Annotated in this window: 13 protein-coding genes; 9 read left to right on the forward strand and 4 right to left on the reverse strand. The window is 40.5% G+C overall.

What is annotated here, in order from left to right:
* The first annotated feature begins 64 nt into the window (after nt 1-64).
* From HMPREF9304_RS00520 to HMPREF9304_RS13745, 3 genes are all read left to right on the forward strand, one after another.
* Nucleotides 65-544 (forward strand): T9SS type A sorting domain-containing protein, encoded by a 480-nt coding sequence (locus tag HMPREF9304_RS00520; RefSeq protein ID WP_036925675.1) that lies wholly within the window; start codon nt 65-67, stop codon nt 542-544.
* 31 nt (nt 545-575) lie between these two features.
* Complete coding sequence (locus HMPREF9304_RS00525; RefSeq protein WP_036925677.1) at nt 576-2,324, forward strand: thiol-activated cytolysin family protein; 1,749 nt, start codon at nt 576-578, stop codon at nt 2,322-2,324.
* 76 nt (nt 2,325-2,400) lie between these two features.
* On the forward strand, nt 2,401-5,730 hold the full coding sequence (locus HMPREF9304_RS13745; protein WP_052045803.1) for a C10 family peptidase: 3,330 nt from the start codon (nt 2,401-2,403) through the stop codon (nt 5,728-5,730).
* A gap of 308 nt (nt 5,731-6,038) precedes the next feature.
* Here the strand turns inward: HMPREF9304_RS13745 and HMPREF9304_RS00535 are convergent, their stop codons facing one another.
* Both HMPREF9304_RS00535 and HMPREF9304_RS00540 read right to left on the reverse strand, forming a co-directional pair.
* A complete protein-coding gene (locus tag HMPREF9304_RS00535; RefSeq protein WP_036925679.1) occupies nt 6,039-6,629 on the reverse strand; it encodes a hypothetical protein in 591 nt (196 codons plus the stop codon).
* Nucleotides 6,630-7,354: 725 nt separating this feature from the next.
* Nucleotides 7,355-7,972, reverse strand: a complete 618-nt coding sequence (locus HMPREF9304_RS00540; RefSeq protein ID WP_197061619.1) for a DUF4294 domain-containing protein — start codon at nt 7,970-7,972, stop codon at nt 7,355-7,357.
* Between the two features lie 148 nt (nt 7,973-8,120).
* On the opposite strand from HMPREF9304_RS00540, the gene HMPREF9304_RS00545 reads away from it, so the two are divergent.
* From HMPREF9304_RS00545 to HMPREF9304_RS00560, 4 genes are all read left to right on the forward strand, one after another.
* The gene (locus tag HMPREF9304_RS00545) at nt 8,121-10,112 is read left to right on the forward strand and encodes a helix-hairpin-helix domain-containing protein (protein WP_036925684.1); all 1,992 of its coding nucleotides are present in this window, start codon (nt 8,121-8,123) and stop codon (nt 10,110-10,112) included.
* 78 nt (nt 10,113-10,190) lie between these two features.
* Complete coding sequence (locus tag HMPREF9304_RS00550; RefSeq protein ID WP_036925687.1) at nt 10,191-10,976, forward strand: polysaccharide deacetylase family protein; 786 nt, start codon at nt 10,191-10,193, stop codon at nt 10,974-10,976.
* Nucleotides 10,973-11,929, forward strand: coding sequence for a glycosyltransferase family 2 protein (locus HMPREF9304_RS00555; RefSeq protein WP_036925689.1), 957 nt, complete (start codon nt 10,973-10,975; stop codon nt 11,927-11,929). Before HMPREF9304_RS00550 ends, HMPREF9304_RS00555 begins: the two co-directional genes overlap by 4 nt.
* On the forward strand, nt 11,919-12,344 hold the full coding sequence (locus HMPREF9304_RS00560) for a GtrA family protein (protein ID WP_036925691.1): 426 nt from the start codon (nt 11,919-11,921) through the stop codon (nt 12,342-12,344). Before HMPREF9304_RS00555 ends, HMPREF9304_RS00560 begins: the two co-directional genes overlap by 11 nt.
* Here HMPREF9304_RS00560 and HMPREF9304_RS00565 read toward each other — a convergent pair.
* Nucleotides 12,289-13,494 (reverse strand): glycosyltransferase family 87 protein, encoded by a 1,206-nt coding sequence (locus tag HMPREF9304_RS00565; RefSeq protein WP_036925693.1) that lies wholly within the window; start codon nt 13,492-13,494, stop codon nt 12,289-12,291. The two genes, HMPREF9304_RS00560 and HMPREF9304_RS00565, sit on opposite strands and share 56 nt — an antisense overlap.
* A gap of 112 nt (nt 13,495-13,606) precedes the next feature.
* Here HMPREF9304_RS00565 and HMPREF9304_RS00570 point away from each other — a divergent pair, with 112 nt between their 5' ends.
* Together HMPREF9304_RS00570 and HMPREF9304_RS00575 are read left to right on the forward strand one after the other, a co-directional pair.
* Nucleotides 13,607-15,313 carry a phosphoethanolamine transferase gene (locus HMPREF9304_RS00570; RefSeq protein WP_036925695.1) on the forward strand — a complete coding sequence of 569 codons (1,707 nt, stop codon included), beginning with the start codon at nt 13,607-13,609 and terminating at the stop codon, nt 15,311-15,313.
* Between the two features lie 4 nt (nt 15,314-15,317).
* Nucleotides 15,318-16,097 carry a glycosyltransferase family 2 protein gene (locus tag HMPREF9304_RS00575; protein ID WP_036925697.1) on the forward strand — a complete coding sequence of 260 codons (780 nt, stop codon included), beginning with the start codon at nt 15,318-15,320 and terminating at the stop codon, nt 16,095-16,097.
* An 11-nt stretch (nt 16,098-16,108) separates the two neighbouring features.
* Here HMPREF9304_RS00575 and HMPREF9304_RS00580 read toward each other — a convergent pair whose 3' ends face one another.
* Nucleotides 16,109-17,278, reverse strand: coding sequence for a glycosyltransferase (locus tag HMPREF9304_RS00580; protein ID WP_036925718.1), 1,170 nt, complete (start codon nt 17,276-17,278; stop codon nt 16,109-16,111).
* Between the last annotated feature and the right edge of the window lie 4 nt (nt 17,279-17,282).

Here is a 17,282-nt window from a genome sequence, read left to right on the forward strand (position 1 = left end):
AAACTATCAATATAATACAGATTCGTTGTCACTTATTTATTCATTATTATAAACAAAAAAACATATGTTAAGATCAAAAAAAATAGCCATAGTCTTGGCTTGCGCCTTGGCTTTCTTCTCTAAAGCCCCAACATACGCTTTAGATAAGCTCGTATTCATTTTAAACAATGGACAGCAAATAACCTTTGCGTTAGCTGACCGTCCTTCATTTACATTTGAAGGAGACAAATTGATAGCAACTGACAACACTGGTAAAAAGCAAGAAATTGCATTAACAGACGTAAAGGATTATTCCGTAGAGAATATTACCGATGACATCAAACAAGTAGCAACCACAACCAACCAACCCACCTTAGTAGATGGACATGTGTACTACGAAGGATTAAAAGTAGCAACATTAGTACGAATCATCGCTGTGAATGGTCAGGAGATTGCACGTTACAACGCTCCACAAAATGGAAAATTAGATATCAATCTTGCATCTTTAGCAAAAGGAATTTATATTATTCAAGCAGGGAAAAATACCATAAAGATAACTCGTTAAAACATTTTAAATAATTTCTAAACGATAATATATGAAATCTAAAATTTTACTTGCAACAGCACTATTTGGATGTGTTTTAGGTGCAGGAGCACAAAACTACACCATGAAGGTGCAAACAAAAGACAAAGGCCTTCAAATTATTAAGGCTTCTGATATTGAAAAGGTCACATTTGAACCAGCAAATGGTGATGTAGAAACCATTGGTGCCAAGAGAATGGCAACCTACTTAAAGGGATTACCCATTGCTAATGGCTTAGCAAGAGATAACGGTAGTGCACTTATATCGGGAAGAGGAGAGCCTGTTAATTTAGGCACAGAAACCTCTAATAAGGTTCCAGGTGAAGATATAAATGGATTTCCTGGCTATAGGATTACCAAAACTACCAAATACAAACTGACGACAGGCTACAACGAAATAGCTTTATTTAACCCCACAGCTGATATCTTGTATCCAGGATGCGTCTTGAAAGGAAACACCATTGCCAATGGAACGTATGCAGCTATAACCGATGCACAGACGGGTCCTGTAACTTTTTCCTTAGGTCTTGCGCCAGAAAATATGCAAGATGCAAGCCGCTGTACACAAACATATCCTAACATTCGCATGAGCGACTACCAAAAAGCGATGGCAGATTGGGCTAACATATCCTTTCATGATTGTGCGAACGTACTGATAGAAGATATTCATAAGGTTGACAACGAAAAAGAATTCGCATTCAAATTCGGTTTTGGTGTAAAGAGTCCTATCGTTGATGTTGCTGGAAATCTTGGCCTGAATTTTAATAAAAGAAAACATCACCTAATTGCAAGGATTATTCAAAAAGGGCCGAGCGTAACAGTTGATTTTCCACGAAGTGGTACTCTTTTGGAATCTGTGCCAAAGGATCTGCTTGACGATTATCAGCCCGTTTACGTTTCATCCATCAACTATGGTCGCATGCTCTTTATCTGTTTGGACACCGATGCAAAAGAGACTGATGCCAAACAAGCACTTGAATTTGCTATCAAGAAGATTAAGAACAGTGGTGTCACCGTTGATGTAAATGAAGAAATGAAATATAAAAATGTCATGTCGTGCAGTGACATGAAAATTACTATTCTTGGTGGTAGTAAGCAATTCCAATCTTTAGTTGCAAACGCCGACCTTGAAGCGGTAAAGACATTCTTATCTACTGACATTCCCTTCAATCAATTATATCCCGTAAGCATGCAGCTACGCTTTGTTTCTGACAATGCTGTGGCTTGCGTACAACCTGCTGATCAGATAACTTGTTCAGAAACCGTATTTGTAAAAGACTTTAAGCGATTGGTTGTAAAACTTAAAGTTACAGATATTGAGGCTGATGGTGGCAAGGGGGCTCCAATTAATTCGCATGCCATTGTTCGTGGAACACTCGGCATAAAGGATAGTAAAAGTGGCAAAGAGCAAACTCTTTGGAATGCAGGAAAAGATTCTCCTTTATACTATGGACAAGGTAAGCGTTCTTTCAACTTGCAAGAAGTTGCTAAATTTACTTTCTTACATAACGCTGAAGAAGAAGACTTGCAAGATATGTTAGAGGATAATTACATTGAATTTGTGCCTCATCTTACTAACGAAAAAATTGCTTTCAGAGGCGTTTATGAACACCAAATAAAAGTACCTCTCGATGAAGTTGTAAGAAGATTTGAGAACGATGAACCGTTAGTGCTCCAATTAAGTACTGGAAATGAAAAATGGATAAATATCTATATCAAACCAGAATTGAGAGGAACTAACAAACTTGGCAAACAAAAATAAGCATATAAACAAAAAATACACATAACCGCCCATTGCCTTTTGACATGAGGCGGTTATGCATTCTTATCTCCTTATTATGACAAGAAAAATTCTTTTATCATCCTTTTTTACTTTCTTTTTTGCTTGCATCTTTGCCGCTCCTATAGGAAAAGACAAAGCATTACGCATAGCAAAAAACTTTATGAGCCAAAAAGGAGTAGCTATAGACAGCAAATTGTCAATAGCATATAGCCCACAAGCTAAACCTTTAGCAGTGCAATCTCCCACCACCAGAACAGGCAGACAAGTGATGTCAGCACAAAAATTGTACTATGTCATCAACAACGGTCAGGACAAAGGCTATATCGTTATTGCAGGCGATGACCGTGTTGCACCCATCTTAGCCTTTTCAGCCGTTGGTGCGATGACCCAAGAAGCAATTGAACGACATCCCTCCATACATTATATGTACGAAGAGTATCAGCGACAAATACAGTGGGCAATAGAACACATGCCAGACAAACCTGTGCTGACTACAAGGGCAAGTGATTACAAAATACTCATCCAACCGTTATTGGAATACGATAACGACAGACAAACACGCCTTCCACAAGCCATATCTTGGGGACAATCTTGGCCTTTTAACCAATATGCACCCAATTACAACTACAAAGGGACTGTTTACCCTACGGTGTCAGGTTGCGTGGCAACAGGCATCTCTACAGTGCTACGCTGGCACAAATGGCCTAACCATCCACATGGTAGTACTAATTATTGGTGGAAGGGTCGCTATCTGATGTCCCTCAATTTTGATGGTAACGGTCCAGAAAATGCAGCATACGACTGGGCCAACATGCCAGCCGCTGTAACAAGTGGTGGATATAACAGAGAGACAGGACTGCCCCTCAATGAAACTCAAGCTGACAACATAGGCAGACTTCTGCGCGATGTAGGCTACTCCGTACAAATGGACTACAACCCTGCATTTACGGGTGGTAGCGGAGCATATGTTTTTAATGCTCCCACAGCCCTTAGCGAACACTTTGGTTACAAACGCTCCGTACGTTTTCTGGAACGTAGCAACTATACCGATAACGCATGGCTGAACCACGTCTACAACGAACTGAAAGATTATGGCCCCGTTGTCTATACAGGGTTCTCACAAGGCGGTGGTCACTGTTTTGTATTAGATGGATTTGCCAGCAATGGCTTTGTCCATGTTGACTGGGGCTGGAATCGTTCTCAAAACGGTTGGCATCTGCTTAATGTTCTCAAGCCTGGACAAGAGGGAATTGGCGGAGGATACGGAGGATACTCGTCAAACCAACAGATGTTGCGCTATTTAGAGCCAGATGGACAGGATATCAACCCTAATCCTAACCCACGTCCCAATCCTAATCCCAATCCACAACCAGAGAAAAAGAGTAATTTATACATCTATGGCAACAAACCGCATTATACCATATCAGTTGGTGAAAGTAAAACGGTAGTAATCAATGTCGGCAATAATGGCAACGATAGCTTTGTGGGCTACCTCTCTTTATCTGTCTATAAAGACGACAACGATGCTTACTCTACTCTTGTTGATGAACAATATACACTGATTGGTGCTGGGTATTATCGTCCATTAGAGTTTTCTTTCAAAAACTACAACTTAGCGCCTGGCGAATATCGGTTGGCTGTCAACTACAAAGTGGGCAACACTTACAAGGCTATACAAGAGCAAGCGGGAACTATCACTATAAAGGAAAAAACTCCCCAACCAAAGCCTGAACCAAAGCCAAAACCAGAGCCAAAACCCCAACCAGAACCAAAGCCAGAAAAGAAAACATGTGTATTGTATATCTGCGGAGAGAAGCCACAGTATACAGTTAGGGATAACCAACGTAGCACTATCGTTGTACATGTAGGAAATAAGGGCAACGACAGCTACGCTGGATACTTATCATTATCAGCTTATCAAAATGATGATAACAAGCAGGCTACCATTCTTGATGAAAATTATTTATTAGTAAATGTGGGAGCTTGTAAAGATGTCGAATTTACTATAGCTGCCAATAAACTGAAAAAGGGCGAATATAAGTTAGCTGTAAATTATAAAGACGAAAACGGCAATTACAAAGCTATCCCAGAGCAAGCAGCTTCGCTCAAAATCATTGGCAATGAACCCAATCCTAATCCTGACATCACCCCCACTCCCAAACCAAAGCCCCAACCAAAGCCTGAGGTTAAACCTTTCGATATGGTAGTTGCCTTTAAAACATTTGCAAATGCAGATGAAGGTGAACATATCAAAATACCTTTCTCTGTTTATAACTACGGTGAAAGATATAGCGGAACCGTTAAGTTATTTGCTGTTCCACAAGGTTCAAAAGACGGAAGCGATGGTGTCTTGATTTCTTCTGGTGAAACAACTATTGAGAAGTCGCAACGTATCAACTTTACTTTCTACACCAACCGCACATTTGAAACGTTGGTAGGTAGCAAAGATGGACGTAAATACGACTTACTGTTATCGTTTACACATAATAATAAAGATGTGTATGCACATTTAGGATACAACAACCAAGATTATCGTGTAGGCGAACTAACAATTACAAAACAAGAAAAGCCACAGCCAACGCCAAATATTATGCACGGTGATATTGCATTAAACACCGCTTACTTTGCACAAGGAGGCTTATGGTTAGGATCTGATAATTCCACAATATCGGCAAGATTCACGACTGTAAAAGTGCGCTATTCTCTTTATTCAGCGCATGGATATAACGGAAGAATACGTTTCTATGTAACACAAAACTACAACGCAGCTGACAATGTGAACAATATGGTTATTGAAAAAGACATCAAGGCACAACCTGGATACAGCTACATTGATCTTATTTTTAATACGAGTAACTTATTACCAGGCATGGCTTACGCCAATATCCAATACCAAACAAGTGATAATAATCATTATTACTATTATCGTCCTCACGATCAAGTGGCATTCTATGTTCGCAATTATCGTTACTTCGACTTCATAGATCCTAACGACAAAGACGCTCTTGGTGGCTTTGGTATATACAAGCCATTTGATGCAAGCACCAAAGGAAGAACATACCAATTTGGAGATGAACCACAATCCTATGTCAAGGTGCAGTCTATAGGTAATGGAGGTGACAACCAAACAGAAGACAATAATCTTACAACCATCGACCAACTGAATGCAACAAATCAATTTTGTGTTGCACAACGATTGGTAACCGATAACGTTGAGATAACCGTACCCACAAACTGTGAGATGTCGCTCTTTAACATAAGTGGACAACAAATCATGTCTGCCCCCTTGCGTTTTGGCAACAATCGCATTTCGCTAAACAATATCCCTTGTGGGGTATATCTGTTAAAGACTACATTTGGAACGGCAAAAATAATAAAACAATAGTTTTCTTATTATAAGGACACTAAGGCGAGATTACATTTATTTGTAGTCTCGCCTTTTTCATTAGCTTTCCTAAACTGAATAATCCTACCCATAACAACAATCATAGAGCCAAGTTTGAGATAGATGGAAGAATAGATGCAGCCAACCACTTAAGCAAAGTATAGATATAGGGATACAAAAGCCAAGGAGAAGCCAAAACTGGTAAGCACGGCTTACTAAAAGTCATCCAATCTTACTAAAAATAAAAAAGTCTTTTTCCAAGTATTCATAACAGGAAAAAGACTATTCTGTACCAGCAAGGGATGCTATCAGCTTATTCTCTTTATTTTGAGTTGTGCTGATTTTACATCAAACTTTTCGGTCAATTTATCTTCTTTCATCATATCTTCTACAAATACCAATGCGTCAAATATGCAAGAGTTTTGCTCCATGGAGAGAATTTTCAAGGATATAGTATGTGAAGATGTTATGCTAAGCACACCATTCTTGATATCGTATGTAGATTTTTCATCGTTTGCCTTCCAACCATCATCATATTCATAAGATGTCACTTTGTGGTCTTTATCAAACTGTAGCCTTTGAACGGGAAAATCGTCTGCAGTAAGTTTAACGCCAAGCCCCTTTAGCATCTTTGCATCAAATTCCTGACCGTTCACGTAAATTTTAGATCCACCTATGGCATTAAGTTTTACCTCAACGTTAAAATTCATAGACGTTTGCTTGTCTGCAAGAGAGAAAGTCAAGCCTTCCGTTTCCCATGTACCAACAATGTTTTTTGCGTAGTCGGACAGCTCTACCTTATCATTACCGTCGTCACTCTTACTACATCCCGTGAAGACAATCGCTGCCACTAAAAACAAGGATAGTGAAAAATACTTCAAAATTTTCATTTTGTTCATTGTAATATTTTTTATGATTTATACAGTTTGCAAAAGTAAGTGTTTTCTTTTTCTTTTTAAGGTAAGAAACAAATATTAACATCTACACAGGCTTTATGTCATAATATCTGAAACTCAGTAAAATACAGTGCCAAAATTAAGGTTATTTCCTTGTAAATATTAGCCCATCTTTCTTATGTATTGACAACATACTTTTTTGCTTTTTGTCAATATTTCTGACACTTTTTGGGGGTCTCCAAAAGTGCTAAAATAGAAAAGAATAGACGGTTTTTTGTCAAGTTTTAAGCCTTATAAACAGCAAAAATATGCCTCCTCGGGCTTAAAGCATGCAAATAACGCTCCTAACATAAAGAGTTAAGGGCACTAACCCATGCGAATAAGCACCTTATCCCATTACTTTTGTGGCGTTATCTCATTGCTTTATCTGCGCAAATTCGCACCCTTTTTTCATACTTTATTGTGTGTCAACAAGATAGAAACTTCGTCATAACTCGCGTATTTGCAAGCAATCTATAAGTTGGTGAAAAATACGAGGAATATGAGAGGGGTCGTGTAAAGATATTTCAGCATTCAGAGAAAGCAAAAATATCGTGCAAACAGAAAGCGTAGAGGGATGAAATATTGTGAGAAAAATGAACTATAAAGCACTGCGTTCTTCACAAAAATCTGATACAAGTTGATAATCGCCCTCGTTTTTATCAAATCTTTAGAGCCAAAAATGAATATTACAGTTGCCCTGCCTCCACTTGCAACACAATACGTTCGGTGAGACGATCTACCCCTTCGGCATCGTATTTCTTGGTAAGACTTGCTCCGAAAGCCCAAGCAAACGCCTGCCAAAAGCCTGCGCGAATAGGTCCCATAAACGCTTGTATCAGCTGGTAAGAAGACGAGTCACACTCACGATACACCAACTTGATGAGCAGTTTGCCTTGTTGGTAACTGAGTTTTTTCATACGTGGCGTGTACTGCTCCTTAATACCCTGTTCCACTCGCTTCATATGTTCGTCTCTTGCCTTCTTGTTGGGCAATGTCTGAAGGTAGTCGCCTGTTTCGATAATGATGCGATTTACTTCTTTGGCAATGGGCAATACCTTTTTGATATTGCGCACCAATCTGTTATATGCCATGCGTTGCTGCGCACTCTTGAACACTGGTTGCGGATACACATAGATATTATTAAACTCCAGGTATTGAATAGAGTCACGCCCACGGAGCACTTTTCCTACCTTGACCATCGGCTCAAAAGTTGGGCTGTCCATATCTACCTCACGCTCTTCGGGGTGAAGGGGCGTACTCGGAAGTGGATTCTGTGCATGTGCTTGCAAAGCTGCCAACAACATGACTATCAATATAACCGTGATGTTTCTATTCATAAAGCACAGCAAATGTAATGATAATTTCGGACTGCAAGAAATAATTTTATTTTTATTTGCGTTATTAAGTTTTTCACATTATTTTTGTTGAACTATTGGAAAACAGCCTTCAACCATGAAAAAGAAATTACTCTTTGGCTTGTTTTGGTTTTGCTGTACATGGGTTTACGCCCAAGATATTCCATCTTGGCAAACTTATTTAGAGCAACTTAGCGATGTAGAAGGTATTGAATCGGGTGACTTGGAAGAGATGTATGAGATGTTGAGCGAGCAAGCTGCACATCCCATTGACTTGAATCACGCCACTCGAGAGGACTTGGCACAGCTGCCATTCTTGACCAAACAGCAAATAGAAGAGCTCGTGGAATATATAGACCAATACGCCCCACTGCGGAGTGTTGGTGAACTGGCGATGATTGAATCATTGGACTTCACTCGGAGAAAGCTGCTTTCCTATTTCGTCACCATCAACCCTTCTCCCACTTCTGCCTTTCCTTCGATGAAAGACCTCTTGCGATATGGGCGCAATGAATTGATTGCAACGGGCAAGATGCCTTTTTATAGGCGCAAAGGAGATGACAATGGCTACCTTGGTTACCCATACAAACACTGGTTGCGTTACCAGCTGTCGTATGGATCGTATGGCAAAATGGGCATCGTTGCCTCGCAAGATGCTGGCGAACCCTGGTTTGCAGGGCGCAACAAATGGGGCTACGACTACTATTCTTTCTATGCGCAGGCGAATAAGTTAGGCAAGATAAAGTCGTTAGTCATAGGGAGATACCGCGCTAAATTTGGACTTGGCGTGGCTATGAATCGTGACTTCATGCTCGGGAAGCTCACTACCTTAGCATCATTGGGCAACCAGTACAATACTATTCGTGCGCACTCGTCGCGCTCGGAAGCCAATTATCTGCAAGGAGTCGCTGCTACGGTGCAGGTAACGAATGGACTTGACCTCACTGGTTTTGCATCCTATCGATACATAGACGGCACACTGAACAAAGACAGTACCACGATAGCCACCATTGTCACATCGGGCTATCATCGCACAATGCGAGAGATGAGCCGCAAACACAACACTTCTGAATTTGTAGCAGGAGGACATTTGCAGTATTTCAGTCATGGCTTTCATGTGGGAGCAACCGCATTTTCAACGACTTTGGACAAGGAGTTTCAGCCCAATATTAAACAAACTTATCGGCAATATGCTCCTCAAGGCAAATCTTTTTGGAACGCCAGCATCGATTATGGCTATATTAGCAGGCGACTTTCCTTACAGGGAGAAACCGCAACCGGTAACCACAAAGCACTCGCAACCATTAACAGCATTAGCTACCAATGCCTACCCAATTGGTCGGTGATAGCCATTCAGCGATTTTATTCCTACCGATATTACGCTCTTTTGGGGCAAAGTTTTAGCGAAAGCGGGCATTGTCAAAACGAAAGTGGCATCTTTCTCGGCACCAATTGGCAGCCTTTTCGCCATTTATCGATGATGACTTACGTTGATTTTGCTTATTTCCCATGGGCTCGGTATCAAGCGTCACAGTCGAGTCATGCTTGGGATGTGATGACACTTGCCACTTATCAACATAGACAATGGAACTTGCAGGTGCGCTACCGATACAAGATGAAACAGAAAGACACCGCAGACAAGTCGGCTCTCCTCAATACCTACACTCACCGAGTACGCATCGCTGCCCTGTTGACCCACAGCGCATGGTTTACAAAAACACAGATTGACGGGGCGTATTATCAAGGTGCAAAACACAGCACAGGATACATGGTGACAGAAAATGTGGGTGGAAAGTTCAAACGGTTACAGGCTTTTGCCGCACTGGCTTATTTCCACACCGATGATTACAACAGCCGTTTGTACACTTACGAACGTGGCATGCTCTACACCTTTGCATTCCCTATGTTTGCTGGCAAGGGCGTTCGTGGAGCTTTCAACACACGCTTCAACCTCAACGAACAGCTAATGGTGGCTGTCAAGATAGGAGCTACACATTATTTGGATCGTCAGAAGATGGGCACAGGGTATCAAGAAATCAACGGCAACACACAAACCGACTTGGAAATGCAGTTGCGTTGGAGATTTTAAGACAAATAACCAGACGGTTTGCGCAAAAGAAATAAATAATTTGTTACTTTTGCAAATACTATACGAAAAGGCAATGTCATGATATTATTGAGTTTCGACACCGAAGAATTTGATGTACCCAAAGAACACGGCGTGAACATCTCGTTAGAAGAAGGGATGCGCATTTCTGTTGAAGGCACAAACAAGATATTAGACTGCTTACAACAAAATGAAGTACACGCTACCTTCTTTTGTACAGCAAACTTTGCCGAACAGTCGCCTCAAACCATTAGGCGCATTATGCAAGAGGGGCACGAGGTGGCTTGTCATGGTGTGGACCATTGGCAACCTAAACCTACAGACGTGTTTGAATCCAAACGCATCGTAGAAAGCGTGGCAGACACACAGGTGCATGGTTATCGGCAACCAAGGATGTTTCCCGTGTCAGACGAGGACATTGAAAAGGCGGGCTATCTGTACAACTCTTCCCTAAATCCTGCCTTTATTCCTGGCAGATACATGCACCTCACAACGCCTCGTACATGGTTTATGCGCGGAGAAGTGATGCAAATACCAGCATCGGTAACGCCTTGGGTGCGCTTTCCGCTGTTTTGGCTGTCGTTACATCTCTTGCCACAGCGGCTCTATCACTGGATGACAAGGCGAGTACTGCGACACGATGGCTATTTTGTAACCTACTTTCATCCATGGGAGTTCTACGACCTCAACGCACACCGTGAATACAAGATGCCGTATATCATCCGCAAAAATAGTGGCGACAAAATGGTTCAACGATTGAGCAACCTCATCAAGATGCTGAAAAAAGAAGAGGAAGCGTTTGTTACCTTTACCGAATTTGCAAAAAGTAAATTGAACAAAGCATGATGAGATTAGCCACCATATCCCCCTGCTATAACGAAGAAGAGGCACTGGAAAACTCGGTAGCTCGATTGACAACCCTTTTTAACGACCTCATACAACAGGGACACATCAGTGCAGACAGCATGATGATATTTGTCAACGACGGCAGCAAAGACCGTACTTGGGAGCTTATTTGCAAGTTGCAACAAACCAACAAGTTTGTGAGAGGCATCAACTTGGCAAGCAACGTGGGACATCAAAACGCCATGATGGCAGGCATGATGACGGCTCGAACATGGGCAGATGCGGTCGTTACGATTGATGCCGACTTGCAAGACGACCTGAATGCCATTTCGCTGATGATTCACGAGTACACTCACAATAACTGTGAGGTGGTGTATGGCGTGAAGACTTCACGGCAGGCAGACCCACTATTGAAACGACTGAGTGCCACTGCCTTTTACCGATTGCAGAACAAACTGGGCGTGAAAAGCGTGTTCAATCATGCAGATTTCCGCTTAATGAGCCGCCTTGCACTTGATATCCTATCCACTTATCAGGAACGCAACTTGTATTTGCGCGGATTGATACCTATGCTGGGATTGCCATCGGCATGTGTCGACGACCCCATCAGCGAGCGACAGGCAGGTAAATCCAAATACACGCTGCGCAAAATGCTAAGCTTGGCACTCGATGGCATCACCTCGTTTACCGTACATCCCATATACTTCATACTGTATGCTGGTTTGCTTTTCATCTTTCTAAGCATCGGCATTGGCATCTATGTCATTCATGCATTGGTCGTAGGAACAGCCTATCCGGGTTGGGCATCAATCATGATGAGCATTTGGCTCGTAGGAGGATTTATCTTGCTGTCAATAGGTATTGTGGGCGTTTATATCGGAAAAATTTATACCGAGGTGAAAAACAGACCGCTATACCATGTAACCAAAATTGTTGGAGCGGATGAAGAATAGCTTCAAAGCATACGGAGAAAGACACCCCAAGCTGCGAAAAGATGCAGGACGCATCGTTCGTTTTGGGTTGGTAGGAACGGTCTGTTCGCTGATTCATTATGGCATTTATTGCCTGTTCTTGATGTTTACCAATGCGAATGTTTCCTACACGGCAGGCTATGGGGTAGGATTGGTGTGCAACTATGTACTCACTACTTATTTTACCTTCCACAAAAAGCCCACAAAGTTCAATGCAGCGGGCTTTGTGGGGAGTCATATCGTCAACTATCTTATGGAGATTGGCTTGCTGAATGTCTTTCTTTGGTTGGACGTGAGCAAATGGCTTTCGCCCATATTGGTGATGGTTGTGGCTGTTCCTATCAACTTCTTGATGCTTCACTTTGTGTATCTACATCAGCGGAAGCATAATTCTTGAACATCATTTCATAGCATAGTTTCAGCCAAACCAAGGTGCATGGTAGGGCTTTCAACGAATATACTTGTATCAAGTCGTGCCGTATACAACGAGGATAGAGGTCGGACGAGCCAAATCCTGATATCATTAACACCAACACCATGAAGATTATATCCCAACGATTGCGTTGCCACGGAGCAGACAGATACCATATACAAGCCCCACTAATGGCTATAATGTACGAACTACTCTCACTGCCTGTGCTGAAAAGCACGACGAACAGCAACACCGATGCAAGGTAGGTTTGGCGAAACATCGCATTTCTGTATTGCGAAAAGCGAAGGTAAGGGATGAAAAACAATACCAACGCTGGAGTGATGAGCCACAAATCAGAATACAAAAGATTGCCCGTAATACGGCGAACCATGCCCAACAAAGAGATATTTTGAGCAATAGATTGGAGGTTTTCTCCATTCTTTTCCAACAAGGTGACATACCATTCGTGATATTGCCCTATCACATAGTCGGCATTGCTTATCAGCATAGGCGCAACGAACAGCACAACTATCCACAATAGCAACGACAAAACGAACCGCCCTTTGTGCTTGGAGAAGAAGAAAAAAGCCAGTCCTACTACCCCATATAGCTTGACAAATGTTCCTAACACGATGAGGAATGCCGCCCAAAAGTCACGCTCTCGCTCTATCAAGAAGTACGAAGCAATGATAATGGCAGCAATGGCAATGTTGAATTGCTGCATGAACAAGGACGTTAGCAACGTCTCTGCACAAAACCAATAAATAAAGATTTGCTGTTTGTACTTCAGTTGCGACCTACTAATGGCAACATACAAGCAGAGCGAGAGTGCTACATTCCAAAACAACATGCCTAACCATACGGGCATTACAGCAAAGGGAGCAACAACCAAAGCGAACAAAGGTCCATAATGATTTACATCAAAATATTCATTGGGGTACGTGCCATACAGCGATGTTTGGTTCACTGTATGCCAGAAAACACCACGGAATATCAGATAATTGTTGTTGCGATGCAACTTGAAAACAGTGGCGATAATAGGCAAAAGTGTCCACAGCCACAACAATGTTCGCTTGTCGTGAAAGAAAGGTTTGGCTAAGAATGCCCTGCATTTGCATTGGATTGAGTTCTTCATGCTTAATTATTATAACTTATAATTGCTGCAAAAGTAAAAAAAATATATTATAGTTTTATATGGTATTACTAAAAAAACATATCTTTGCAAATAGATACATCATATTCACATTATGCAAGCAGAAAATCAATTTATGTATCCACAAGACATAAGTAGAAGTAAAAAAATATGGAATGGGATTGTAAATTTCATACAACAACATTTTCGCTTCATCATGTTTATGTTGTTTGTCAATATTCCATACCTATTTAATATGTCATCGTTTGGTCGTGGCGTACATCATTTCTTATATATGTGCTTTGCCATTGTTTGCTTAACTCTCATAATATCATTTATTCCATATAAAAGAGTTATGCGTATAACCAAAAGCATCATTGAGTTATTATCGGTTTTATTACTATTTCTCTTTTTGCATTTTCTATATTATTATCGCAGCTTGCCAGATAGTGCAATTTTTGAAATCCTTTTAGCTACTAATCATAATGAAGTAATAGAATATCTGCAAGCCAACGTATTAAACTTACGGGTGTATGGAAGCATTTGTGCAGTCATTTTTGTTTTATCGGTATATAGCCTATTAATACTAAAATTACAATATAAGCGTTCAGCTATTTTATTCGCATCAGCATGGCTTACTTTTGCATCATTTTTTACAGTAGTCAACCTTGTGAAAGATGTTATAAAACAGAAAACAACTACACGAGATAGGTTATTACACCAATGCTGTTCTGTCGTTTCTACCGTTTTCCTTACACGTGACGCTATCAACGACATGCAACAGTTAAAGCAAATGAGACAGAAGGGGAATACACACCCTAAGCTGTTAAAGAACAATAGTACTATACCGTATGTTGTCTATATATTAGGTGAATCTACTACAAGAAATCATATGGGGATATATGGATATCATCTCCAGACAACACCTTATTTAAGTAGCCTTGAAAAGACAGGCGATTTAGTCAAATTTACCGATGTTATCAGTCCAAATGGACACACAATGGAGGTGTTGGAAAAATTATTCACATTTTACAGACAAGGCGCAAAAAGGAAGTGGTATGAATATACCGACCTATTTAGCATCTTAAATCAAGCTGGTTATTATACCACTTGGTTGTCAAATCAAGAGTCTTCTGGCATATACGGTAATAATGGAAGATTCTACGCAGAGCGATGCAAATCAAATTCTTTTGTGTGCATTAGAGATACCAAAAGTGACTTTACAGAGCCTTACGATGAGCATTTGCTACCCTTATTAGACCAAACTTTAAAGCAAACAAAGCTCAAAAGATTTATTGTACTACACCTTATGGGTACACACGTGGAATACGAAAACCGCTATCCAAAAACATTTAAGACCTTTAGTACAAACGTAGAACAAGGTGAGAATAACAAAATAAAAGAGACAAAAGCAGCTTACGATACCGCTGTGCGCTACAATGATAGTATCGTCAACGCTATTATTAACCGTTTTAAAGACAAAAACGCACTGATTATCTACACCTCTGACCACGGTGAAGACGTGATGGAAATCAACAAAAAAATAGCTGGACACGGTGACATTGATATCAATAATCACAAAGTAGAAATCCCCATGTTGGTGTATATGTCTAAAACTTTCCAGAAAAACTATCCATATATCACAAATAGAATTCGTCTATCGGCACACTATCCATTCATGACAGATGATATGATACATAGCATTCTTGATCTTATGGAGATACAAACCAAAGAATATCGTCCTTCACTTAGCATTTTTAACAAACAATTTAACTATAAGAGAAAACGTATTTGTGCAGAAAGACTTTACCCTATAAAGTAGATTTATGAGCCACACTAATTTGGAAAAGAAAATTTCTGTTGTCATCAACACCTATAATGCCGAGAAACATTTGGCACAAGTAATAGACTCTGTGAAGCACTTTGACGAGATTATTGTGTGCGACATGGAGAGTACCGACGACACAATAACGATAGCAAAGTCAATGGGTTGTAAGGTTATTACCTTTCCAAAAGGCAATTACAACATTGTAGAACCAGCCCGACAGTTTGCTATTGACCACGCAACTCACCCTTGGATACTGGTTGTAGATGCCGACGAACTGATTAGCGAGCAGTTAAGAGCGTACCTTTATCGCCACATTGCTACCCCAAATTGTGCAGACGGCTTATATATTCCACGCAAAAATTATTTCATGGGACAGTTCTTGCATGCCCATTATCCTGACTATATTCTCCGCTTCTTTCGCAAAGAGGTGTCTCATTGGCCTGCGGTCATCCATGCAGTACCGCAGATAAACGGGACTATCTCTTATATTCCAAAGCGCAACCACGCTTTAGCAATAGAGCATTTGGCAAACGACAGCATTGCTACCTTATTCAAGAAGACAGATACTTACTCCGACTACGAGGTGCCACGTCGTCGCCATAAGAATTATGGAGCAGGCAGCTTGTTAACACGTCCTGCATTCAGATTTTTCAAAAGCTACATTCTCAAGGGTGGTTTTTGTGATGGTGCGCCCGGTTTTATCCATGCTGTATGGGATGCGTTCTATCAATTTGCGGTCGTTGCCAAATTGATAGAAGAGCGAAAAAACAAGTCATAACGCTCCTGCTATTACTTACTTTCCAAGAGTTTGCAAAAAGCCTCTCTGTTTGCTTCGAATGTAAATAAACGTTTGTGTGCTGCTCTTCCTTCAGCAAACTGCTGCTGCATTTTTTTATCTGTCAATGCTTCATGCATGGCTTTGGCCAATGCTTCTATATCGCCAACAGGGGTTAGAATACCCGCTTTACCATCATTTAAGATTTCTCGAGGACCAGTTGGACAATCGGTGGCTACTATCATTTTATCCAACAACAACGCTTCTATCATAACTGTTGGTAATCCTTCGTACTGAGAGCTATGCACAAATATCTCACACCGTTTTATATAGGGGTAGGGATTCGACATAAAACCTAAGAAATGCACATGGTCTTGAACACCACACTCTATTGTTTTTTGTTGAAGTTGCTGTAAAGACGGACCTTTTCCTATTATATACAATTCCTCTGTGTGTCCGTAATATTTTCGCAAAAGTGCATAAGCAGCAATTAAAGTAGAGAAGTCTTTTGGATATTCCTCTAAGCGTGAAATGCTCAAAATATAAGGTTTTTCCATACGCTCATCTGCAATCAACTCTTCTGAAGCTCGTTGCAACTCGTCTGTATCTACCGAATTATAAATCATACAAATACGGTCTTTCACCTCAGGATAAAATCTACAAGCCTCTTGATACATGGCTTTAGAAATAGTTACAATATGATTGTAAGTGGGTATTTTTCGCTTTTGTTTTTCTCCTTCCTTCGGATCACGCTTGTAATTTTCTTCTATCGCACTATGTATGAAAACAATTTTATTGGTTTTTTCTTTTCTTAAAAAACTACCTTGTGAACTAATAAAATCAACAACAGCATCTGCTTTTTTTACCAATTTATGTAAATTGTGCGATTGCACATAACGCCTAATGGGATTGATGAAAATCTCATCCGTTAGTTTAATTATCTTATTAGCGGGTTTACGGCACTTGTATTTTAGCAAAATGGGATTAGTGACCAAATATACCACTTTCACTTCTTTGGGTATTCTGTCGTGATATACTTCTACCTCATCTATCTTATAAGCGATAGCTAACGTTAAATCATAAGCTTTTGTCTTTAATAAATTTCTAAGATATTCTATCAATACGGTTTCTACTCCACCATCTAAGAAATAACTAATTACAAAAAGTATTTTCTTTTTCTTCATCTTT

The sequence above is a fragment of the Hoylesella timonensis S9-PR14 genome (assembly GCF_000762405.1).
In the GTDB taxonomy this organism is placed as follows: Bacteria; Bacteroidota; Bacteroidia; order Bacteroidales; family Bacteroidaceae; genus Prevotella; species Prevotella timonensis_A.